The organism is bacterium, assembly GCA_041648665.1.
Classification (GTDB): Bacteria; UBA10199; UBA10199; order 2-02-FULL-44-16; family JAAZCA01; genus JAFGMW01.
In genome coordinates this window covers 1-20935 of sequence record JBAZOP010000014.1, presented here as the reverse complement: position 1 = coordinate 20935, position 20935 = coordinate 1, and the positions used below count along the sequence as shown (strand labels likewise).

The window sequence follows — 20935 nt, the reverse complement described above, 5'->3', positions numbered from 1 at the left end:
GTCACTGTTCATAGCGTACCTTGCCGCCCGGCGCGGGTTTGGGCATGACGCCCGAAGTCGCCCGTTCGCCCTGTTGCGTTCTCACTTCTTTGGCAATCCCGCGTTCCAGGGCAAGTGCCTTGTCGGCGGCCTTGTGCTTTTCATGGATGGCATCCATGAGCTTGTCCAGTGGCATCCATCCCTGCAAAGAGTTCTGCACCGGAAAGCCGTCGGGTGTAACGAGCCGGAACGCCCGTTCCACGTCGTTCCACTGCAAGGACAGGTAACGTTGCGCGTCGGGGGTGCGATGATCCCCGAATATTTCATAGGCGGCGGTCGCCTGCGCGATGAGAGGATTGGTGAGTGCCGCATACCGGACGGCCTTTGGCGTCTTCCACTCATACGGGATATCCATGCTGTCCATGATGGACTGCGCTTCCTTCGGGTTCTCCTTCCAGTAGGTGTCCATCCAGTCCGCAAGCGTAGCCGGCGCGTAACTTACATCCTGCTGTGTCATGCCCGCATTGCTAACATAGACTGCGAATCCGCCAACGAGCAGGTGTTCCGCCCAGAAGTCTTTCGTTGCCCGTTTTACGGCATCCTCGGCAGAAAGGCCGGGGACCAGTTTGACGTAGACCGCCGCCTCATCGGCAACGCGCTGTTCCGCATAGACGGGGTTCTTGAGTTCGGTGTCCTTGAACACCGGGTCAAAGATGAACCAACCCTGCTGGCGCGACTTCGCTACGGCGGCGGTGATTTCGGGCGTGACTGTTGCATGTTCGATGTTGGATGCGCGGATGGAACGCGCGGCCATCATCATCGCCTTCTTCCGTTCGCCGGGATATTTCTTCTCGTACAACTGCACCGTCCCAAGCAACTTGGCGTCGGCGTCATTGAGATATTTCCCGCGCAAGGTGATGTCGTCGGAATCGAGGAACGCATACGCCAACGTAACGCCATCCGCCATGTCCGGTGTGATTTCCGCTTCGTCGGACAAGTCCACGAGCAACCTGCTGGCGTTTTGGATTTTCTGCTGCACGGCGTCACATACCACGTTGGGTTTCAACGCGGCGACAATGGAAAGCGCGTTCGCCTCGGACAGGTTCGGGACCAGATTCGGCGCGACGAGTTCTTCAAGAACTTGCTGCCGCTCGTCATGGGTGCCGTCCGTAGCGCGAAGTCCATCCGTGCGCGCCAGTCCTCTCAGGGAATAAATGTGCTCCTGCCGGTTCAACGCCTCAATGGCGTCGCGCGCGTAGCCTTGTGCGCGGCCTATCAGTGACGGGAGGTCGTCGGGATGCACCAGCCCGTCTGCTTCGGCCTTGTACACGTCCTTGCTATAACTCTCAAGGGCGGCCATGACCATCTTCGGGTCGGTGTACTTGGGAAATGACTGGTCCACCGTCAATAGCATCTGGTCGCCAATCTTCCTTTGACCCTGTCGAATCAGCGCATCCTTCTGCCCCGGCTCAAGGTCCGTGCCTCGAATGGCTGCAAACACTTCGGGCGCAGTGATGGAGTTGAGTTCCATGCCTTCGATCTGGTTCGCAAGGTTCTTCTGATAAACGCCCCGCGCGATATTCTCGGCCTGGCCTTGATCTTCAGGCAGGAGCGTCGCCATGTTCTTGACGCTGGCCAAGTTGCCCTGCGCGGCGTAGTTCTGCCGTATGTTCTGGAGCATATTGCTCCACCATGCCGTTTCGTCGCCCCCTGCGGCCTTGACGATGGGGCCAATCACGGAACGTACTTCCTTCAATCGTTCAATGCCGGAGTCCGTCAAGTTCGTGCGCGCGTAGAAGCCGATCACGTCCTTGCTGTTCTTGTCGAGCGTCGCGCGTGCAGTGGAGACCTTGTTCTCCGCATCCCATTTAGCGACTTGCGGTTCCGTGCGCAAGCGAAGCGCGGCCTTGAAACTCGGCGGACGATTCTGCGATACCGTGTCCAGCCACCGTTCGTAAGAGCCATGCGGATCTTCGGCGTCCAGCGCCGTGTCGGGATTGAAGTCAACCACGCCGGCCAGAGCGCCCATGAGCACCTTCTGTGCGCGTTCAGTCCGGAGCATAGCGCCGGGGTTGCCCTCCGCAATGGCCTTTTCGATGATGGGCTGATCGAGGGCGTAGTTCAGTTCGCCTTCGGCCTCCTGCGCCTGCGCGTAACTGCCGGTGAGTTGGACGCCGCCCTGAAGGAACTGCGCCAGCGCGGCGGGATAGTCCGTGCCCGGCGGCGCGATTTGCGGGCGCGCGCCCGGAGCCGTGAGTCCGCCCTGAATGCCGGAGCGCGGCGCGTTGATTCCCGTGTTCATCGGCAGTGGCATGGTCGCTCCTTACCGGAAGTTCAAGGATGTATTGTAGGACGAGAAGGAACCGGCGGGCGCGGGCGGCGCATAGAGCGCGTTGGTACGCTGAATCCCGGAGAGGTTGCTTGACAGGTTCATGCCCATATTTGCGCCTTGCAACCCGCCCATGATGCCCGCGAGCAGCGGGTTCGTGCGCGGCTGCGGCTGGAACTGGCTGGCGATGCCCAACTGCGCGTTGCGCATGTTCTGGTTGATGATGTTCAGATTCCATGATTCGTCCATGCGCGTCTGGCGCGTCAACGCCTCGAAGGTGCCGCCCAGCCCGATGCCCGACTCCCCGGCGGCGACGCGAATGCGGCTTTCCATCTGGTGCGCCTGCTGCTCCACCTTCTCCGCCTCGACGGATGCTTGATCGGCGGCCTGTTTCTGCTGCAAGGCCAGCGCGGCCTGCTGCGCCTCCTCATTGCGCTTGGCCGCCTGGTTCGCCATGACGGCGGATGTGCCCGCCATAGAGGCCATCATAATCGCTGCCAGAATGGCCCACGAAATCGGTTCCATGTTACATGGTTCTCCTTGTTGCCGTAGCGGTGAACTCCGCGCTATTCAGCACCAGCGGACGCGCGTTCGACGACACAACTGAAATCTCAATGCGCTTCGTGTTGGCGTTGATCCAGAATCGCGCCTTGCCCTGCGCTTCGGGCGACGGGACGGGCGAGAATATCTGCGCTTCCGTATGTGTGCCGGAGCCGGAAGTGTTGCGTGGCACCAGCGTCGCCGGGACAGAGGGAAGACTATAGGCCCCCGTGCTTTCGCTGACGGCGATGAACTCATACCTGCGCAATGCGGTAAGACCCGTCTGCGTGATGATGCCATCCCCGACGCGGGTATTGCCAGTCGTCCATGAGGACGCGCCATCGAGCCGGTAGAATAGCAGATTCGTTACCCCGGCGGCCCCGGCCACCGTTGCCGTAACGCTTGTTCCGCTGCCGCTGTTCACCACGGCCAGCGTAGGCCGCGCCGGAGCAGCGGGCGTCGTGTCATACGTGCCATCCACGCCCAATATCGTCGCCGTGTCGAGAATGTTGGCCTTCTGTGCGTCAACGGCGGCTTGATCTGTGACCAGTTGCGCCGCTTGGCTCGTGGCCGTAGTCGGGTAGGCACCCGGACTACCGCCAACGTAATTGTTGTTGCCAACGGCAACGAAAGCCGCACTGACAATGTTGGAGATCAGCGAGTACAGGGCCATGTTCAACGTCCCCGTCACGCCGAGAATCGTCTGAGTGCTATCGAGGTACGTCTTCTTCGCATCAACTGCGGCCTGATCCGTAGCAAGTTGCGCGGCCTCTGTCGTTGCGGTGGTCGGATAGGAGCCATCGGCCCCGCCGACGTAGTTCTTGTTTCCCGTCGCCACGAAAGCCGCGTCAACCACATCGCTTTTGCTCACGGCGTCCCATGTGCCGTTGCTGCCGCCGGTGTAGCGCGGAGTTCCATTGCGCACGTCCCCAGCGGCCACGATGCCGCTGATGAGCGCGTAGAGCGTCAAGTCGCGCGTGCCCACCACGCCGAGGATAGTCCGGGTCGTGAGGATGTCGGCCTTGCCCGCGTCCACCGCCGCCTGGTCGGTCGCCAACTGCGCCGCCTGCGATGTGGCGGTGGTGGGATATGACGGCGTTTCACTGTTGCCGTTGATGCCGTAGGCGGCGGCGGCGGCTTGCACGTTTGCGCCAGCGGGGATTGTCGCTGCGGGCGTGATGGAGTTTCCCGCGACGCCGAACGCAGCTTCGGCAACCAGTACCTTCGTGCCATTCGCGGGGAGCGTCAACGTGCCATTGGACCCGTCAACCGTGTCCGTCGAAAGCACATTGCCCACGGCGGGGAAGTCCGGTGAGTAAGTGCCATCGCCGAAGTCGCTGGGCACTGCGTTCTTGATATTCGCGGGCGCGACGTAGGTTGGCGCGTCCACCGTCGGCATCCCGTTCGCCCAGTTCTGGTGCGATACATAGTAGGTCGTCGTCGTGTCGTCGGCATGGGTGACGACAATCGTCGCCTTGCCCCAGTCAACGACCTTCGCCGACTCGTATTCGTCCGTGCGGAACACGATGCGAATCTTCCCCTTCGCGGCTGTCCCGCCGACGACGCCGGAGGTTGCGGTGAGCGTGTACGGCGCGGTAATCAGTGTCCCGGCATCGGTCAACAACTCAGTGGACTGGACGCTCGTAACCCACGCCTGCTCCGGGTCAATGATGACCTTCGCGCAGTCGGATGTCATGCCGCTGCGCGCGGCGGGAACGCTCACGGCAACGGACTTGTCGCCGGTGATGACGGGGACTTCGCAGTGCATGTCCAGCGGCAGAACCGCCGTTACTGTACTCGCTGGGGTCTGTCTTGCGTGGTATGTCTCAGCGCCATACGGCGCGGCGGTAGAACGCTCGACGGTGCCTACCATGCCATCGTAGAGGTATCCTATCCCGGATGTTCCAACGCCGTTGGCGCGCCCATAATTGTCTGCCACCACCGCACCTAACCCGCTTATCGGCGTTGCGGCACTGAGAGAGATGCCGTCGGCAACTAGCCGGACGCCGATGCTCGTTGCGATATCGGTAGTGTTGGCCTGCACATTGCCGTCAACGTCGGTTCCGAAAACACAATTCGTAAACGTCATGCGCGCCATCCCGCCAGCGGCGATATTCACGCCGGAACCTGAAGTCACGCTGGATATAAATGAATCCCTGACGACGCAAAACACGCGCGAATAATTGTTGAAGAGGAAGCAGTTAGAAATCTTGTTTTCCACGTCGCAAGCGTTGAGAATCAGAATGATGTTTCGCCCCGCGTTCTCGCACTTGAAACATGGATACCCAACTAGGATGTGGCTATAGGAAAAATACCCATACGTGATTTCTGCAAAAGTCAACCTGGCGTTCGCGCCTGCGTTTGTGTTGGTGAATGTACAGAAATTTCCAGCCGTCCACGCTGTTCCGATAGCGTAGATGGCAGACGCAGCCGCCCCGGTAATACTCACTGTGCTATTCGCATTCGCTTGGCACCCCCCGTTCGTGCCCGGCGCGTAGTTCATCCTTCCAGCAAATGTCGAATTGGCCGTGATGCCGATCCCGCCGCTTCCGATATTCCACGTCGCGCCTGCGCCCTGCGCAAAACTGGTGCAGTTGAATCGCCCCGCGCCGGTCGTCAAGCCCCCTGTGGTTGTGCCGGTCAAGACCCCCATCGTGAACGCTTCGGCCCCGGTCTCCAGGCTCCCGCCCGCCCCGATTCCGCCTGCGCCTGTGCCTGTGACGGCAACGGACGGGGCACTGATTGCAAAAGCTCCGGTGGAAAACGTGTCGGCGGCGTCATCTTTGTAGGGGTACGAGTTGAGCGCCGTCTGTGCGCCACCGTCATGCCACGGAGAGGCGGCGTTGCCGCTCAACGTGTCAAACGCGCCTGACCTCTGTGGCACCCAATTCGTCGCCATTACGGTTTCACCTCCGCCGCGCCGAACACGGCCACCACGGCCTCAGCGCCCGGCTTGGAATAGTCCACCGCCGCAATGCGCTTGCTCAATTCCGCCTGTATCGCGGAGTCCACGGACGCGCGCTTCGCCTCTGCCGCACGCGCAACGAGCCGCGCGGCTATGACGCTATCCACGAGAGCGACGCCCTTGACGCTCAGCGCGCCCTTGACAACGTTCTCAGCCGTCAAATGCAGCGCGAGATACACCGGACAGTCGGGGTCGCGGCTGTCCCATACCTCATAGCCTCCGTAGTCGCATGGCGAGACGCGCAGGATCATGTCAACCAGTCCTTTCCAGGCGAACATCGTACCCGCCACTCGAATAATGGTTGAACGTAACAGACTGAAGCACCAGTTCAAGGTCCAATATCGGCGCGCCGTCGCGGTTCTGCACGTAGGGGCGCGGCAAGGTCAAGAGGAAGTCATAGACTAACCCAAGCATCGCCTCGCCAGCCGACCAGTCGCCCGCCGCCTTGTAGTGCGTCGTGTCCACCTTCGTCAAGGTCAATTCGTTGCCGGAACTGGTTCCGAAGTCCGGGCCAAGCACGGCGGTAGTCAAATCGCCATCCGCAGTGGCCAACGTCCACGTCGTAAATCCCGCCGCATATACTCCGGTAAGGGACACGCGCCGGTCGAGCCGGACTGGATATGCCCATCCCGTCGTCGCCGCTTCGTCAAGAAGCTCAAGCGAGTAGAAGCGGAATCCGTCGCCCGTCTCCGAGAGCAACCAGAGGGTTGTGCCGAAGACGCAGATATCATGTATCACCTCCCCGTCGTCAAAGTCATAGGAACCCCACGCGCTCTGCGCGCGTTCGTTGCCCTTCCAATACGACCGATGCAGGTAGACCGACGGCGACGCCGAAGGCAGAACCAGCGTGATGTCGGCGTTCAGGCATACCGCCAGCCGCCGCACCGTCAACGGAAGGTAGCCTTCCGCGTGTGCGGTAATGTCCGCCGCTTTGGCCGATTGCAGGCTGTCATCGTAGTAGTATTCAAGAATCTGCCCGCTGCCCCCGGCCTGCGCGGCCATGTACATCGTCGTACCCATAGCGACGGGCTGAACGCCATTGACTGTGCGGTAGGACGTGGACGGCGTAATCGCCGCCGTGTTAGGGGTGAGGATTTCCGGCGTGTTCAACTCGAACTGCTGTGCGCTTTTCGTGAGGATCACCAGTGTCTTGCGCCAGGGCAACAGGGAATCCACCAGGCAGACCTGCGCACTGGTCAAGGTCGCGTCAATCGGGTCGGCATCTGCGATGTTATCGGATTCCTCAATCCAGAAGTTGAAGAACTCCGCCGCCTGAGAGAATATGATATGCTCGTCCCCGGCCAGCACGAAGCGGTTGCGGTGGAAGCACAGGTCTGTGACCGTGTGCCCGTCCTTGAAGATGGAGACGGGGGGATTATCGCTTTCGTTGCCCGACGTGCGGTCGTCCCATGTAATCGCGCTGGCGGTGAATGCCAGGGGGCTGATCGCCGTGCGCACCAGCTTGATCGGCATGGTCGAAGCGGTGAGCCGACCTTTCGTGTCGCCCGGCGCGGCCACGCGCTCAAACCTGTCCTCAAGGGCAAGGGTTTGCTCGTCGGGATCGCCCGTGCCGTCGTTAGCCGTTCCGCCGGCAAAGTAGAACGGCCTGCCGCTGGCGGAGAGGTCATAGACGCCGCTCGACGGCGCCGTGATGGACACCACCTTCGCTCCGGTGCCACGGTAGGGGGCCAGAATGCGGAAGCGGCGGGTTCCATCCGCCCGGTCTACCCATCGAATCCCCGCCGTGGTCGCGCCCGCGTCGCGCAACACTTGCTGTAGACGCAAGGCGATTTCAGTCATGTCGGCGGCAGGAATACCCATTCCTTCGCTGTCCACATCGAGGGGGTTGCCAAAGTTCTCCTTGACTTCATACGTCGCGTCTACGCCGTCGCGGTCCCGGAATGTCACCTTGAACCCGACGGGGTTCAGGTCATTGTTCCAGTTGCCGGTCGGAATCGCCCAATCTCCGGTCACTACCGCGCCACGCCACTGCGCGAAGTCCGTGGTGTCCACACTGGTCTTGTAGTACCCCTTCGGGTGCCCTACGGTATCCTCTTCCGTGTGGAAGTAGATATCCGCCGCCACGCGATAGGCCGTCGCCACGTCCCAATTCTTGAGGTTGGCCGACACGGCATATACGGGCGTGGTCTCAACGGAGGTGGCAACTTTCGTATTGGCGATGATCGTGTGGTCGGCATTCGTCACCATGCGCAGATCATCGGCGGTCGCGCTTTCGGCGTTCAGATATGTCTGTGCTGCCGCGCTGATGGTCACGGTCGCTTCCGTGCCGTCCAGCGCGTAGACGCGCAGTTCCATATTGGTCGCCCCGCGTCCGTAGACCACCATGTATTGCTCATCGTCGTCGCGGGTAATGGCATGGACGCGGTGATTGCCCGCCGCGAGCAGGCCCGTGGGCGCAAACTCAAAAATGCTTCCGGGCCGCTTGACCGCTCCTTGCCGCACGGAGAACATGACATTGGACGCGGCCTTGACTTGATTCGGGTGCATCTGCCCATCGGGCTGAGTAGAAACGCCCCCGTACAGCGTTGCGCGCGGGATTGTCAGGTTGGCCACCTATTGCCGCTCCGGCCTCGTCGCCCAACTATGCCCCAGGATCGTTGCTGCGTGTTCAGTTTGCAGCATCCCCACATCCCCGCTTCGGATATCCGCGTTGTGCATTCTGGACTGCGCCCGTTGCATTCGCAATTCCAATTCGCCTTTCATCGGCCCGTCGCCGATCATGGCGCGGTAGAACTCCTGGCAGGCCGCCGCGACGGCATACGCGCGCAGTTCATCGGACATGTCGCTGAACGCCAAGCGGCGAATGACCTCAAGTTCCATGTCCCCATCGAACTCGTCTGTGCGGTTCTCAAGGTCATAAACCCGTCCATTGCGCAGGCTTACGCGGAAGTCCGTGCTGGCGTTGATGGCGTCAACGGAGAGGATATCCGTACCCGGCTCGACGTGTTTACTGCCGTCGGGCGTGTAGGTCACGGACTCGGTATTCTCATACCAACCCATTGACTGAACGCGCCGTTCGGTGCGGTCAAGAATTGCCTCTGCCCGGCCCGCCGCAGACACCCCTCCGGTATCCAGTGCGTCCACGGGGGCTTCCCCGATAATTTCAAGCATCTCGTTAACGGCCTCAAGCGTCGCATCGCCGGACGCCGCCGGAGCGGGGATCGCACCGCTGGCGACTTGCAGGGAGATCGCGCTGATAATCGCGTCGGTCGCCAAATCGTCCAACGCCGTCACCAGCACCGTCATCACGCTGGCGGTTGCGTTCAGGAGTGCCAGGTCCAGTTCCGCCGTGTAAACCGATTCGTCCGCATCGCCCGCGGCAGTGTTTTCCGTCGCTGCGAGTTTGGGATTGACCGCTGTGGTCTGCCAGGTGTTGTCGTCGAAGTCAAAGAACTTGCTCGTGATCGGGTCGAACACGCGGAAGTACACCGTGCTTCCGGGGGCATATCGGACCATCAGGGGTTCAATCATCGGTCATCCTTTCCGTGTACCTGCGGGTGCGGGCAGGCGGGCCATTGTAACCCTGCGCCACAATTCCCGCGCCCGCAGGGTAATCACTGCGTTACCGCCTGAGTCGCGCCGATCTGTGCGGCCATGAGTAGGCCGCCGACTTTCATCGCGCCGATCAGTTCACCTTCACGAAACGCCGCCAGTTCGGCGGCGTCGTAAGTGGAAAGCAGTGCCTTGTCCAGCGCCATGTTCTGCGCTGTCACGGCATCGGCAATCCGCCCTGCCACAAGTTCCTTCGGATCCATTCGTATCACCTCCACCCTTCGCCCATCCGTGGGCAGTTAATCCAATGCGTCAACCAGCCATGCTGCCTTGAGAACGTCTTCCGGGTTCTTCCGGGCGCGTTCGCGCGCGACGCTCAGGGCGTTGGGCGTAAACAGCAACCCGCCTTCCTTTCCGTCCTCATCCTGAGCGCGGACAAAGACATAGTGCCGCGCCTCGCCGAACTTGCGGTTACGATTCGGAACGGTAATCAGGTGTCCGAGTTTTGCCTTCCAACTGCGCGTCGCCATGAGCGTTCTCCGTCAAACCCACTTCAGAATGAAGTGAAGAATACACCACAACAGCATGATCCCCGCGAGCACCATGACCACGTTCGTAACCGTCACCGTCCCGCGTTCCATCAGTCGCTTCAACGTCAGATCATCCTCCTACAGAACCTTGACTTCCTTCTTGCGAGACTCGGCGACTACCGCCAGTGTCCCGGATTTCTGCTGCTCTTTATTCGCAGCGATCTTGAGCTCGTTTGCAACCGCCAGGGGCAGAGAGTCGAGCGCCTCCTCGGCCAGCCCTGTCGCCGATGCGAGGCCCGCCTTCGCTCGTTTGACGATGATGATGACGACGTAGACCACGGCGGCCAGGAGCACAGTGGCCACGGCGTAGCCGAGCCACGTCCCGGCCTTCGAGAGAAACACCCATGACACGCAGGCGGCAATCGCGCCCATCGTTGAGGCGGCCAGTCCGTACTTGCCGACGAAGGCTTGGAGCCAGATCGTCGCGGCGATTCCACCGGCAATGACGGCGATGCTCAGTACCAGGAGCCAGCGCAGCATCGTCGCCGTCTTGGACTCGGACGCAGCCTTGAGCTTCACAATCTCAGCGTTGAGCTTGGCAATGGTCTTTGCCGCATCCGTGACGGACTGTTCCAATGTCGCCACCTGCCCGCTGAGCGCCTTGACTTCGCCGGAGAGCGAGAGCAGTCGCGCGGAAATGGAATCAAGCACGTCCGCCTGCGCGGCTACCACCCCGCCGCTGTACGGAACAGCCGACGTGATTGCGGGCACCTCGGCGCGCAAGGTGTTGCCGACAATCTTGACGTTATCACCCTCGGCGTCCACGCGCAGCGCGGCGTCGCTCACGCTCTGCGAGGCGGGCGTCCCGCCCGGCGACGTCGCGTTCTGCTGCAACGTCTTGCATCCGCTGGCCATGAGCACCAGGATTATCGCCAGCACTAAGGCCGAGAACACCAACACCACTGCGAGCGTTCGCTTCTTCACGGCACGTCTCCTTTCACTTCCGATGGAGCAGCCCGGAAAGGGCTTCGATCACTTCGTAGAGCCGTCCTGAACTGATGATCGCCACGACGATCAGGCCAAGCAACCACAACACGAGGGGCGGGATTCGCCACTTGCCTATGATCAGCGCATCCTTGCCATTGCGGTTCGGCATCTCGGATTCGGCAATGATCTTGCGGTAGTCCGCTTCCCGGCAATGAAGTAGTGTGACTTGCCCGCCCGCCAACACCTTCATGCAGTCCACCAGTGCCCAATGGCCGGGGCCGCAGACTTCCACGTCGGGAGTGCTCTGAATTTTCTTCACTGCAACGCGAATCTCGCGTGCTCTCTCGGCGCATTCGTCTGCCAATACCCGCGTTGCCTCAAGTCCCGTAGGTGTCACGGTATCCCTTTCTCGTATAGCAAATGGTATGCCGATGAAATCGGCGGTATTCGGGCATGGCACATCACACGACTATGTGCTGCCGTTTCGTTGCTGCACATTCAATCATGCCGGAAAGAGGGGGCAAGATCGGGGCGGACCGCCAGTAACGCCGACCAGTAGGGCTTGAGGGATGCGGGGGTAAGCGGGGTCTTTCCGTCGCCGAAGTCCGCATTGTGCGCGCGCCAGTCAAGGTCGTGTTTCTGTTGGTCTGTCCACGGTTGATTCTCGGAATGGTATCCGCCGTCGTTGATGCGGAACACCCATCCTGGAGTCATGTCAAGGACCTCTAGACCGGGGACAATCCACGCGCCATCAGCCGGACGCAAGCCTACCGCCAGCGCAATCTCGGTGCGTACCATATAGGAGCCTTCGCCGGTTTCGATTTGGTGTAACCCAAAGCGATATGCCCCGTTACAACCGACCATGATCCAGAATTGGCGCGTTTTTATGGCGGACGCGACGCCGATATGCTCCGCGCATTGCGACAGACACCACGGCAGGTATAGGTCGTCGTCCAGCCACATGACGACGAACTCAGTGTCCACCGTCTTGAGGGCCTCAGCCCAAATGGCGTGAACGCCGCCGGACATGGGATGATTGAACACGGACACGCCCGGCTGTTCACAGTGAATGGGCGTCTCCGCGAAGTTGAAGATGTTCATCTTCATTTCGACCGGCAGGGCACTCCGGTAGGCGTCCACCGGGAGTTGACCGAGGAAGCAAGCCAGCGAATCGCGCAAGCGCGTGAATCGGCCATGCGTCATGCACAGGGCGGTCACGCCGATGGTGTTCATTCGTCTATGCCTTCAGAGGTAATTGGGTTGCGGCACGGACGCCCACTTGAGGTTTTCTTTCCCGCGCGCGTTGACGCCGCTCCACTCGCGCAGCGCGTGTCCGACGTGGACAAGCGGTATGGCGTCAATCCGGCGGCGTTCGATGCCAGCCTGCCCGATGCGGATATGAAGGATGTCGTCATCCCCGCCCCATCCGTAGGTGCGTTCGTCCCATCCGCCGATCTTCCGCCAGTTGTCGCTGGACAGGTAGTTCGCGCTGCCCCAGCAGTCCTGAAAGACGGGGAGATTCAGCCAGTCGGCCCAGGCGCGCTTGGGGGCTTCGGCTTCAGTAATATCCCGACGGCGCACCCACAGATGGAACGCTTGCATGGACGGTTCAAGGCACAACTCAAGCAGCCCAGGCGGAATCAGATAGTCGGCATCCACGCAGAGCACCCCGTCGCAACGCGGCAGGAGTTTGCGCAGGCCGACATTCTTTGCCGCCGCCACGTTGAACTGCGCCGGATTGTCGTCGTAATCATCCTCGGTGAGAATGCACAGTTCCACGCGGGTACGCAGGCGCGCGGGCAGTTCGTCGAATGACGCCTTCAGCCTTAACCGTTCCTTCGGCAGGTGGATTGCATGAACGAGCAGGCCAATGCGCAGGTCATTTGACATAGACGCCCACCTTCTCATTGACGGCCAACGGCATGAGCGACGGGTAGCGTTCGGCTACGAGGGCGGCGGTCAAGTCATCTTGGACATGCACTTCGTAGGGGTTGCCGTCCAATTCCCCTTGCTTGTAGAGGAACGGCACTTGCACGAGCGCGCGGCGGCACCGCGCCAGCACGAATTGCGCGTCTGGAACCGGCAGGTGTTCCAGCAGATCGCCCAGAATGACGAACTCATAGGCTTCGATCTTGAACCGCCGCACGTCGTCAATGTGAACGCGCCTGTAGACGTGGAACAGGTCGTATTTCAGGACGTTGTGAGGGAAGACTTCCAGCGCGTCAATCTTCGAGTGCGTTGGCTTGAGCAGCCGCCCCCACTTGCCGTAGCCCGCGCCCACATCCAGAATGGCGGCATCGGATGCGACATTCTTCACCATCCATGCAACGGCCTGTGCGTCAAAGTCATTCATGCTGAACCCGGAAGGCGCGGTCACTGCATGGCCTCGACCTGCCGCGCTATCAGGCGCAGGTGATCGTCAACCTGCGTGTCGCGCCCGAATACCCAGGGCTTGAATGTCAGCCCTTCCTTCTCGTAGAGGTCGGCGTAACAGTCGTTGCCACGGCAGTAGGCGACAATGCAACCTACGGTCGCCAGACGCCCGCGATGTTCCGGGTTCGGGTCATCACGGATCAGCACGAACTTGTCCTGAATCTTGAACAGCATCCCGGTTTCATGCCCGCAGCAGTGAACCTTCTCAACGCAGGGGTCTTTGGCTTCCTTCACAATCGTCGGCGCCATCATAACCATCGTCGCTATCCTTTCGCGCGCGCTTCAAGAAACGCATGGTCCGCCGCGCGCTTGGCGTCCAGTTCCGCGATCAGGGCGTCTCCGCGCAATGCGAAGCCCTCCTGCACCATGTTGCGGTATGCGGTGAACTCAGGCTTTTCTACCTCGCGCAGAATGTACTCCGGCACGGGGCGGACGCGGCCTGGCAGGATGTTCTTTGCCAGCGTATTGCGCCAGCGCAGTTGCCACATATCTTCGGGGAACGCCAGCCGATAGACGGCGGCCAGATTGTCCAGTTCGCGGTCTTCCGACGTTGAGTACGGGCATGGGATGGGGTCCGTGCCTTGCGACCGGAATAGATGCCACGGCGATATCTGCGTGAGGCAGACGATGGGAATCTGATGCGCCGCCGCCAGCAGGGACAGGATTTCTTCCTCAAATCCGAAGTGCCCCGGCAGTTGCGGATAGCCGCCAATGCTCTCCCATGCGTTTCTGCTTCCGGCATAGCAGCCGCCGTTGAATGCGGCGGTGGGCAGTTCTGCGGGCATCGGCCCGCGCGCAAGCGTGTAGCGCGCGCGATACAGCCCATTCTCGACATTCAGAGTCGCCGGGCCTTGACGGCAGGGGGACAGGTAGGCGAAACAGTCATGCTCGACGGCCACTTGCATCAGTCGAAGCAACTTGTCTTCGGCTACATGGACTTGCGCTTCCCACATCGGGGGCGTGTAGTCTTTGGGCAACGCCTTGTGTGTGACAAAACGCTGATTTTCTTCAATCAGCGCGCCCAGTGCTTCCCCCGCGCCAAAGAGCATATGGGAATCGCACGTGACCGCGCCCTGCACAGAAGGGTCTTGCAGGGCATTGTAGATGCCGACTGCCCGTGCGCGCGCCGCGCCAATTCTGCGAGGCTGCGGGCATTCGCGCACGTTCAGGTCGGAGAGGTCGGGTTCCGGGCGTTCGCTGGCGTCGTCTACATGCCAGATATCCCATGACGGGGGTACGGTATCGCGGACGGATTCCGCCGTGCGCCGCAACCAGTCGCCCTCGTTTCGCGAGGGAATAACGACACCCGCCCGTATCGCCTTCATGTACCCTCCACGCAGGGGAGTTTACCCGACCGCCGGCGTCTTGTCAAGTGCGGCCTTGCGAGCGGCAGCTTTGGCGAGTTCTTCGGGAGTGTACGGGTCGGCATGGCAGCAGCCGCCGTGCAACACGCGCGCGGCGGGGCGCGGCTCAAGCGCTTTCAGTTTACTGGCCGACAGCAAGGCCCAACTCCTTCGCTACGGGGGCTGCGCGAAATGCCGTGAGCACCCCGGCCTGGACCAGTCTTACAATGGCCGCCTCGCGCATTGTTGCGTCGGCGTCCGGTCCGAGAATCGCGTTGACCTGCTTCGCCCACCGCGCATTGATATAAGCCTCAGCGGCGACTCGCTTGGCCGCTAATTCCGCCTTGGTAAACACCATGTGACTCTCCTCAGTAGACCAGAATTGTCTCGGGCCAGCCCGCGCCGAGACTGTCCACGAGCGTATAGATGTTGTCAGGGCAAGGCTGGGCGTCCAGTGCGTAGAGCGCCCATCCGACGACCTCCTCTGTATTGTTGTCGAACATTTGGAAGTACAACGACCACTTGCCGGCGTAGTCTGTGCCGCACTGAAGCCCAACGCCGACATCGGTGAACAACGTAAAGGCCGGTACAGTATCATCGTCGAAATAGGTTGCCTGTGGTGCCCACCAACACCTATCTGGGTAGCGCACGTACTCTTCCACGCCCACAAAAGCACCGGACCCACACGCGCCGTCGAAGGCGCTGATGTCCGTGTAGTAACTGCCGGCGCACGCCTCGCAGGAAGATGGGCAAACGGCTGCGGCGGATGCGGACGCGCTGGTGCTGTCGCTTTCGGAGTTGCTGTTAGACACGCTGATGGAATCGGAGTTGCTCAGGCTGATTGAATCCGAGTTGGACACGGATAGCGAGTTGCTGTTGGAAACGCTGTTGGAGTTAGAAACTGAAAGGCTATTGGAGTGAGACACGCTGTTCGATGTGCTTTCAGACGAGGACTCACTGGCTGATGTGGACGTAGAGTTGCTTTGCGACACGCTGTTGGACGTGCTGTTGCTGACGGACTCAGAGTTAGACACGCTGAGGGATGGGCTGTTACTCGCGGAAACCGACGTAGAATCGCTCGCACTCTCCGACGTGGAAACGGAGTTGCTATTCGACACGGACAGGCTGTCTGAGTTGGACACCGACAGACTGTTGGAATGTGATACGCTGTTAGAGTTAGAGACAGACAAGCTATCGGAATGCGACACGCTGTTGGAGGTCGATATGGACGGGGACTGGCTCGCGCTGATAGAGGATGAGTTCGATGCACTCTGGCTTGTTGAGACAGAATTGGACGCACTGATACTATTGGACGTGCTGACGCTATTGGACGTGGAAATCGAGGCGGACTGCGATACGCTGTTTGATGTTGAACTACTGGTGCTGCGCGATGTGGACAGACTGCCCGAATGGCTCTGCGAATCGCTTACACTGTCCGATAGGGAGACGCTGTTGGACGTGCTGATGGAAGGACTCTGCGATACGCTGTCGCTGGTCGAGTTGGACGTGCTCAACGATTCCGACGTGGATTCGCTCAGGGACACGGACAGGCTGTTCGAGACGCCGACTGTGCTGCCGGAAGCGAAGTGTACGATAATCATGTTCGGTGTACCTTCAGGCAGAGCGTCGCCTGTGTGATGGTGTCCACGCTATCCACGTTGAACGCGAACACGTCGCCGGCGGCGAAGGTCTTGGTCCACCCGGTAAGGGCGGTGTTCTCCGTGGACTGTTCCGCGCTCAGGGTAGGCGGCGCGGATGCGGTAATGCTGTCGGCATCGGTGGGCGGGAAGTTGGCGTGAACGTCCTTCCAGATATCCACGGCCAGCGACCCGGACTCTTTCGCATACAGCGCGACGGAATCTATCGCGCCCGCGTAGTCCATGCGGATATATCCCAGAACGCCTGTCGGGATTTCATTTACGCCGTCCCCGATGAGGATATTCCATGTGTCATACTGCACGGCGAACTTGACGCCTGCCGCCTGAGCACTGTCGGCGACAAGGGCGGTGCCGTTTGCGCCAACGGCCACTTCGGCGGGGGTGCTGGCCGCACTGGCGGCGTACATGCTGCCCTTCGCCGCAAGCGTGGCCTTCTTCGTGTACTGAGTATGGTCATCGTCGGTCAATCCGGTAAGCGAGCCGTGGTCATTAACACCGGAAGTGATGGCAGTTCGGACTGCTTTTGCCGTTGGTATTTGGGAGTCCGTGCCGGGTGTGCCGAGCGTAGTGACCACGGCCAAGCCGCTGTCTTTAATGATCTTGCCTGTCGCGCCGTTGAAGGATGCGAGATCGGAATCTACGGCGGTTGACGGGCCGACGACATCTCCGCCGACGTTTCCTGTGGGGAGCAGGGCCATTTACGCGGCCTCTGAAGCGGATGTGCTGGTGCTGTCCGACTCGGAGTTGCTGTTCGAGACGGACACGCTGTTCGAGTTCGAGACTGAAAGGCTGTTGGATGCACTCACGCTGTTTGACGTGGAAATGGATGGGCTTTGCGATGTGCTGTTGCTGGTAGACTCTGAAGCCGATTCGCTTGCGCTCTCGGATGCGCTTTCGCTGTTTGAGGCCGACTCCGAGTTGGATTCGCTCAGGGATGGACTGTTGCTCACGGAAACCGACGTAGAATCGCTCGCGCTCTCCGACGTGGACTCGCTTGCACTCTCGGACGCGCTTTCGCTGGCCGATTCGCTGTTGCTGACAGACACGGAGTTCGACACGCTCAGGGATGGGCTGTTGCTTGCGGAAACGGAAGTGGAATCGCTGGTGCTCTCGGAGTTGCTTACCGACACGCTGTTAGAGGTCGAAATTGAGGGCGACTGGCTCACACTGTTCGATGCGCTCACGCTGTTCGACGCACTGACACTGTTGGATGCACTGACACTGTTGGATGCACTGACACTGTTGGACGCGCTGACGCTGTTGGACGCGCTGACACTATTGGACGTGCTCACGCTGTTCGACGCGCTTACGCTGTTCGATGTTGAAATTGAGGGCGATTGGCTGACGCTGTTCGACGTAGAAACGGACGTGCTGTTGCTGCCCGACAGGCTGACGCTGTCCGATGCGCTGACGCTGTTGGAGTTCGACACGCTGCCCGAATCGGACTCCGACTCGGAATCGCTCACGCTCACGGAATCGCTGTTGGACTCGCTCAGCGACGGGCTTTCACTGACTGAAACACTGGTGCTGTCGGACTGCGAGCCGATGGCGGAGGCAATATTGTAGGCGAGAAGGTTCAGTTCCGTCGAGTCAATCTCAATGACCGTCGCGCCGTAGCGCAGGGCTTCAGGCGTTTCGGGGGTGGGCGGGCCAGCCAGATAGGCCGCGGCGACAGCGATGGACAGATTATCGCGGCCCGCGCTGGTGAACTGTACGACGGTCGCTCCCGACATGGACGTTACTCCTTCTTCCACGTGAATGATGGTCGGCACATGCCTCTCCTCCAGCTATCAGGGGGCGGGCGCGCCCCGTTGGGCTTGTTGACGGAAGGGCGGCGTCAACCGGGGCGCGCCCTAAGAAGCCTGCGGTATGGCCTTGCGAACGCCCCAGGATACCTCTCCGCTGAACGGGCCATTGCCGCAGTTGAAGTTCAGTTGCGCCAGCGGGAATAGCACCTGGTCGTTGACGGCGGAGATAATTTCCGAGTTCAGGTCAACGTGGTTGTCCGTCCAGTTGAAGAAGTGTTCGCGCGAGTAGACGCGCCAGCATATATCCGATGCGCCGGGCATCATGCCGCAGATCCACGGGTGCGGCGCGTAGACCTTCGGCGCAAACTCGCACTGATAGGAACAGAACATCCAGTCCAAGTGACATTTGCCGCCCAGCGGGCGCGCATTGTAGAGATGCTCCCAAGCCCACTTGTACCACTTCTGCATGAAGGGAAGGCGATAGCCGGTCGCCCATGTCCCTGTAATTCCGCGCAACGCTACCACGTGTTCATTCACCTGCGAAGGCGGGTACTTGATCATTCCGCGCAGGAGTCCGCCCAAGTAAATCTGTTCCCAATCTGAGGGCACAGAGTCCATGAACGGCAAGATGCGCTCCGAACAGTCCGCAGAGAAGGTGCAATCATCCTCGAACACGAATATGGCATCGTGTCCGTGGGTGATAGCATCTTCAAAGATGCGGAAGTAAGAGAACAGGCAGCCGAGCGCCCCGCCGGTTTGCGTCCACCATGCGGGAAGGGGCAGTTTGGAGCCGTCCAGCCCGGATACGCGCTCCGGCGTCTGGAAGGGCCACCCGGACTGCGAGTAGCCCTTCCAGAACGACCGCAAGCGTTCAGGTCTACGGTCCAGATTCAGAACGTAGACCTTATCGAACATGCTCATTCGCCGGAGTAACCGAGGTTGGTCCAGTTGATCTCGATCTTGCCGGTGAAGGTGAGCGTCCCGTCGGCGTCCAGGGAGCCTGCCGTGCCGGAGACGTTCAGGTAGGCGTCAACGGCGGTGCCGCTGCCGTCAATGATGCTCAGGCCCAGAACGGACGAATTGTTGTTGACGCAACTGACGCTGGTGGATAGCGTGAGCGACAACTGGTCAATGATGTCGGCCATCGTGCCGGTGAGTGTCACGACCACGCTGGTCGCAACGACAGAACCAACGGAGAGGACGAACGCGGCATCGTTCGGGAGTCCGGTGCCGTCCACGACGATGCTGTCAGCCTTGATGATTCCGGGGCCGGTGGCGATCAGGCCTTTGGGGAAATCGTAAATCTTGGTTCCCCCGCCGTGTCCTGCGGTGCCGTTGTCCACGGTGGCAACTTCCAAATCCGTGCAGGTCAGCACCGTCCGGTGGTTCTTGCCGTCGCCGAACTCGTCGGCGGTGACATAGGCGGCCAGCGCGGTGGGCACAGCGCCCACTCCGGCGATGCAGCCGATGCCAACATCCGAGTCAATGAAGGCCACGTTCTTCGGGCCGTACTGAATGCGATTGTCTTGCGACATTTCGAGGCTCCTTTCAGGTAGTGATCATTCCGCCGATTCCCAGAACCCGGCGGTGCCGTAAACGGTCGCTCCGTCGGTAATGGACGCATCGGCGAGATTGGAACGATTGAGGCGGTAGACGATCTCCATGACGAGGGGATCGCTGCGACACGCCTGCTGCAAGTCACGGATGAGCGTCTGCTTGCTGGTGTATGCGGCGTAGGCGCTGGTGTTGTTCGGCGGGGCCGTGCCCATGCGATATCTCCTTTCGTAGAGAAACGCGGGGCGGGGATGTAGCACCCCGCCCCAAGTAAAAGAGAACTACGCGCTGGACACCACGATCCCGGCGCATTCGGGCCGGTACGTGTCCAACCCCTTCATGATGGCGGCTGTGCACAGCCACGAACGCCGCACCGGTATCCAGTCAATCGTGACGGTCACGCCTTCGGCCATGACGCCCTTGAGGGCCTGCCTGCTGGCGACGACCATCGCCACCTTGCTGGCGTCGGGGATGTACACGTAAGTCCCCTGCTTGGTCGGGCCGGTCGTGACGGCGGTGAAGCTGCTTCGCGGGAAGGCGTTCGTCGGGATGACCGGGTGGCCTTCCACCATCGTCAATGTCCCCAACTCCTTGTTGGCGAACATCGGCGACGTGAAGTCGCGGCTCATCAGCGTGTCGTCCTGCCGCAGCGCCAGTTTGATGTCCGGTCGGCAGAAGATGACCTTCTGCTCATTTTCGGGAACATCGTCCTGGTAGAACTGGAGGTCGAGCTTCTGAATGGCGGTCTGCAACAGCTTGGAGGCTGTCACGGACGGCGTGGTGATTCCGAAGATCGTAGCGAACGTCCCGGTCTCGGACACGGACTGCCCGCCCTTGAAGTTGCCGCTGGCGGAAGTCTGGGCGGCGACGATCAACTGTCGGAGCACGTGCTCATCCACCTGCTTGGCCAGGGAGTAGCCGCAGGCGAACGCGGTCTCACCCTTCTCGTCGTAGTGGGAAATGAGCGCGTCGCGCTTGGACAGGTAGACCGCAGCGATGGTTTCCTTGTCCTCGATGCGGACGGTGCCGACCGTCTTTTCGAGCGTCTGCCCGGCGATCTCAGCGTTCGGATCGTGAATTTCCGGGGTGACTTCGGGGACGATGCGAATGTAGTCTTCGCTCGTCTTGCCGGAAATCGGGGCCATGCTCACAAAGTCCGCCGCGCGCAGCGAGCGAACGAACGCGCGCACGACGTTCGACAGGAAGGTTTTCTTCGCAAGATCGTCGAAACTCCCTGTTCCGTGGTCGTCTTGCAATGCGACATCGTAGGCCATGACTAAACTCCTAACTGGTGACAATGAAACGGCACAATGCGCTTCACCGTGGAGTTGTCTTGGCATGGCCGGGCCTTGCGGT

General features: G+C 60.7%; 24 protein-coding genes. 2 read left to right on the top strand and 22 right to left on the bottom strand.

The window, feature by feature from the left end; genetic code table 11:
• Nucleotide 1: 1 nt before the first annotated feature.
• The 17 genes from WC683_06805 to WC683_06725 all read right to left on the bottom strand — a co-directional run bounded on the left by WC683_06805 (nt 2) and on the right by WC683_06725 (nt 15431).
• Nucleotides 2–2281 carry a hypothetical protein gene (locus WC683_06805; protein ID MFA4972305.1) on the bottom strand — a complete coding sequence of 760 codons (2280 nt, stop codon included), beginning with the start codon at nt 2279–2281 and terminating at the stop codon, nt 2–4.
• Nucleotides 2282–2302: 21 nt separating this feature from the next.
• A complete protein-coding gene (locus tag WC683_06800) occupies nt 2303–2833 on the bottom strand; it encodes a hypothetical protein (protein MFA4972304.1) in 531 nt (176 codons plus the stop codon).
• A 1-nt stretch (nt 2834) separates the two neighbouring features.
• Nucleotides 2835–5747, bottom strand: coding sequence for a hypothetical protein (locus WC683_06795; protein ID MFA4972303.1), 2913 nt, complete (start codon nt 5745–5747; stop codon nt 2835–2837).
• Nucleotides 5747–6091, bottom strand: coding sequence for a hypothetical protein (locus WC683_06790; protein MFA4972302.1), 345 nt, complete (start codon nt 6089–6091; stop codon nt 5747–5749). Before WC683_06790 ends, WC683_06795 begins: the two co-directional genes overlap by 1 nt.
• Entirely contained in the window at nt 6066–8387 is a 2322-nt protein-coding gene (locus tag WC683_06785) for a hypothetical protein (GenBank protein MFA4972301.1), read from the bottom strand. The genes WC683_06790 and WC683_06785 overlap by 26 nt, the downstream gene beginning before the upstream one ends.
• Nucleotides 8388–9305: a hypothetical protein gene (locus WC683_06780; GenBank protein ID MFA4972300.1), complete on the bottom strand. Its 918-nt coding sequence runs from the start codon at nt 9303–9305 to the stop codon at nt 8388–8390.
• Nucleotides 9306–9388: 83 nt separating this feature from the next.
• Entirely contained in the window at nt 9389–9589 is a 201-nt protein-coding gene (locus WC683_06775) for a hypothetical protein (protein ID MFA4972299.1), read from the bottom strand.
• Nucleotides 9590–9625: 36 nt separating this feature from the next.
• Entirely contained in the window at nt 9626–9856 is a 231-nt protein-coding gene (locus WC683_06770) for a hypothetical protein (protein ID MFA4972298.1), read from the bottom strand.
• Nucleotides 9857–9994: 138 nt separating this feature from the next.
• Nucleotides 9995–10840: a hypothetical protein gene (locus WC683_06765; GenBank protein MFA4972297.1), complete on the bottom strand. Its 846-nt coding sequence runs from the start codon at nt 10838–10840 to the stop codon at nt 9995–9997.
• Between the two features lie 13 nt (nt 10841–10853).
• Complete coding sequence (locus WC683_06760; GenBank protein MFA4972296.1) at nt 10854–11240, bottom strand: hypothetical protein; 387 nt, start codon at nt 11238–11240, stop codon at nt 10854–10856.
• Nucleotides 11241–11341: 101 nt separating this feature from the next.
• A complete protein-coding gene (locus WC683_06755) occupies nt 11342–12076 on the bottom strand; it encodes a hypothetical protein (protein MFA4972295.1) in 735 nt (244 codons plus the stop codon).
• A 12-nt stretch (nt 12077–12088) separates the two neighbouring features.
• Nucleotides 12089–12733 carry a galactosyltransferase-related protein gene (locus tag WC683_06750; GenBank protein MFA4972294.1) on the bottom strand — a complete coding sequence of 215 codons (645 nt, stop codon included), beginning with the start codon at nt 12731–12733 and terminating at the stop codon, nt 12089–12091.
• Nucleotides 12723–13196 (bottom strand): class I SAM-dependent methyltransferase, encoded by a 474-nt coding sequence (locus tag WC683_06745; protein MFA4972293.1) that lies wholly within the window; start codon nt 13194–13196, stop codon nt 12723–12725. Before WC683_06745 ends, WC683_06750 begins: the two co-directional genes overlap by 11 nt.
• Nucleotides 13197–13216: 20 nt before the next feature.
• On the bottom strand, nt 13217–13525 hold the full coding sequence (locus WC683_06740; protein ID MFA4972292.1) for a hypothetical protein: 309 nt from the start codon (nt 13523–13525) through the stop codon (nt 13217–13219).
• A 14-nt stretch (nt 13526–13539) separates the two neighbouring features.
• Nucleotides 13540–14601, bottom strand: coding sequence for a glycosyltransferase (locus WC683_06735; protein ID MFA4972291.1), 1062 nt, complete (start codon nt 14599–14601; stop codon nt 13540–13542).
• 160 nt (nt 14602–14761) lie between these two features.
• On the bottom strand, nt 14762–14977 hold the full coding sequence (locus tag WC683_06730; GenBank protein MFA4972290.1) for a hypothetical protein: 216 nt from the start codon (nt 14975–14977) through the stop codon (nt 14762–14764).
• A gap of 10 nt (nt 14978–14987) precedes the next feature.
• The gene (locus tag WC683_06725) at nt 14988–15431 is read right to left on the bottom strand and encodes a hypothetical protein (protein ID MFA4972289.1); all 444 of its coding nucleotides are present in this window, start codon (nt 15429–15431) and stop codon (nt 14988–14990) included.
• Nucleotides 15432–15555: 124 nt separating this feature from the next.
• On the opposite strand from WC683_06725, the gene WC683_06720 reads away from it, so the two are divergent.
• On the top strand, nt 15556–16257 hold the full coding sequence (locus WC683_06720) for a hypothetical protein (GenBank protein MFA4972288.1): 702 nt from the start codon (nt 15556–15558) through the stop codon (nt 16255–16257).
• Here WC683_06720 and WC683_06715 read toward each other — a convergent pair.
• Nucleotides 16217–16975 carry a hypothetical protein gene (locus tag WC683_06715; protein ID MFA4972287.1) on the bottom strand — a complete coding sequence of 253 codons (759 nt, stop codon included), beginning with the start codon at nt 16973–16975 and terminating at the stop codon, nt 16217–16219. The genes WC683_06720 and WC683_06715 overlap by 41 nt on opposite strands.
• Here WC683_06715 and WC683_06710 point away from each other — a divergent pair.
• Nucleotides 16959–17843 (top strand): hypothetical protein, encoded by an 885-nt coding sequence (locus tag WC683_06710; GenBank protein ID MFA4972286.1) that lies wholly within the window; start codon nt 16959–16961, stop codon nt 17841–17843. The genes WC683_06715 and WC683_06710 overlap by 17 nt on opposite strands.
• A 287-nt stretch (nt 17844–18130) precedes the next feature.
• On the opposite strand, the gene WC683_06705 is transcribed toward WC683_06710, so the two are convergent.
• The 4 genes from WC683_06705 to WC683_06690 all read right to left on the bottom strand — a co-directional run bounded on the left by WC683_06705 (nt 18131) and on the right by WC683_06690 (nt 20853).
• The gene (locus WC683_06705) at nt 18131–18946 is read right to left on the bottom strand and encodes a glycosyltransferase family 25 protein (protein MFA4972285.1); all 816 of its coding nucleotides are present in this window, start codon (nt 18944–18946) and stop codon (nt 18131–18133) included.
• Complete coding sequence (locus WC683_06700; GenBank protein MFA4972284.1) at nt 18943–19560, bottom strand: hypothetical protein; 618 nt, start codon at nt 19558–19560, stop codon at nt 18943–18945. The genes WC683_06705 and WC683_06700 overlap by 4 nt, the downstream gene beginning before the upstream one ends.
• Before the next feature lie 24 nt (nt 19561–19584).
• The gene (locus WC683_06695) at nt 19585–19794 is read right to left on the bottom strand and encodes a hypothetical protein (protein ID MFA4972283.1); all 210 of its coding nucleotides are present in this window, start codon (nt 19792–19794) and stop codon (nt 19585–19587) included.
• A 66-nt stretch (nt 19795–19860) separates the two neighbouring features.
• Nucleotides 19861–20853, bottom strand: coding sequence for a hypothetical protein (locus tag WC683_06690; GenBank protein MFA4972282.1), 993 nt, complete (start codon nt 20851–20853; stop codon nt 19861–19863).
• Nucleotides 20854–20935: the final 82 nt, after the last annotated feature.

Bases quoted from the DNA above. Each gene is read 5' to 3' on its own strand.
- WC683_06805 (MFA4972305.1), bottom strand. From the start codon at position 2,281: ATGAACACGGGAATCAACGCGCCGCGCTCCGGCATTCAGGGCGGACTC.
- WC683_06800 (MFA4972304.1), bottom strand. From the start codon at position 2,833: ATGGAACCGATTTCGTGGGCCATTCTGGCAGCGATTATGATGGCCTCT.
- WC683_06795 (MFA4972303.1), bottom strand. From the start codon at position 5,747: ATGGCGACGAATTGGGTGCCACAGAGGTCAGGCGCGTTTGACACGTTG.
- WC683_06790 (MFA4972302.1), bottom strand. From the start codon at position 6,091: ATGTTCGCCTGGAAAGGACTGGTTGACATGATCCTGCGCGTCTCGCCA.
- WC683_06780 (MFA4972300.1), bottom strand. From the start codon at position 9,305: ATGATTGAACCCCTGATGGTCCGATATGCCCCCGGAAGCACGGTGTAC.
- WC683_06775 (MFA4972299.1), bottom strand. From the start codon at position 9,589: ATGGATCCGAAGGAACTTGTGGCAGGGCGGATTGCCGATGCCGTGACA.
- WC683_06770 (MFA4972298.1), bottom strand. From the start codon at position 9,856: ATGGCGACGCGCAGTTGGAAGGCAAAACTCGGACACCTGATTACCGTT.
- WC683_06755 (MFA4972295.1), bottom strand. From the start codon at position 12,076: ATGAACACCATCGGCGTGACCGCCCTGTGCATGACGCATGGCCGATTC.
- WC683_06750 (MFA4972294.1), bottom strand. From the start codon at position 12,733: ATGTCAAATGACCTGCGCATTGGCCTGCTCGTTCATGCAATCCACCTG.
- WC683_06745 (MFA4972293.1), bottom strand. From the start codon at position 13,196: ATGAATGACTTTGACGCACAGGCCGTTGCATGGATGGTGAAGAATGTC.
- WC683_06740 (MFA4972292.1), bottom strand. From the start codon at position 13,525: ATGGCGCCGACGATTGTGAAGGAAGCCAAAGACCCCTGCGTTGAGAAG.
- WC683_06735 (MFA4972291.1), bottom strand. From the start codon at position 14,601: ATGAAGGCGATACGGGCGGGTGTCGTTATTCCCTCGCGAAACGAGGGC.
- WC683_06730 (MFA4972290.1), bottom strand. From the start codon at position 14,977: ATGGTGTTTACCAAGGCGGAATTAGCGGCCAAGCGAGTCGCCGCTGAG.
- WC683_06715 (MFA4972287.1), bottom strand. From the start codon at position 16,975: ATGGCCCTGCTCCCCACAGGAAACGTCGGCGGAGATGTCGTCGGCCCG.
- WC683_06705 (MFA4972285.1), bottom strand. From the start codon at position 18,946: ATGAGCATGTTCGATAAGGTCTACGTTCTGAATCTGGACCGTAGACCT.
- WC683_06700 (MFA4972284.1), bottom strand. From the start codon at position 19,560: ATGTCGCAAGACAATCGCATTCAGTACGGCCCGAAGAACGTGGCCTTC.
- WC683_06695 (MFA4972283.1), bottom strand. From the start codon at position 19,794: ATGGGCACGGCCCCGCCGAACAACACCAGCGCCTACGCCGCATACACC.
- WC683_06690 (MFA4972282.1), bottom strand. From the start codon at position 20,853: ATGGCCTACGATGTCGCATTGCAAGACGACCACGGAACAGGGAGTTTC.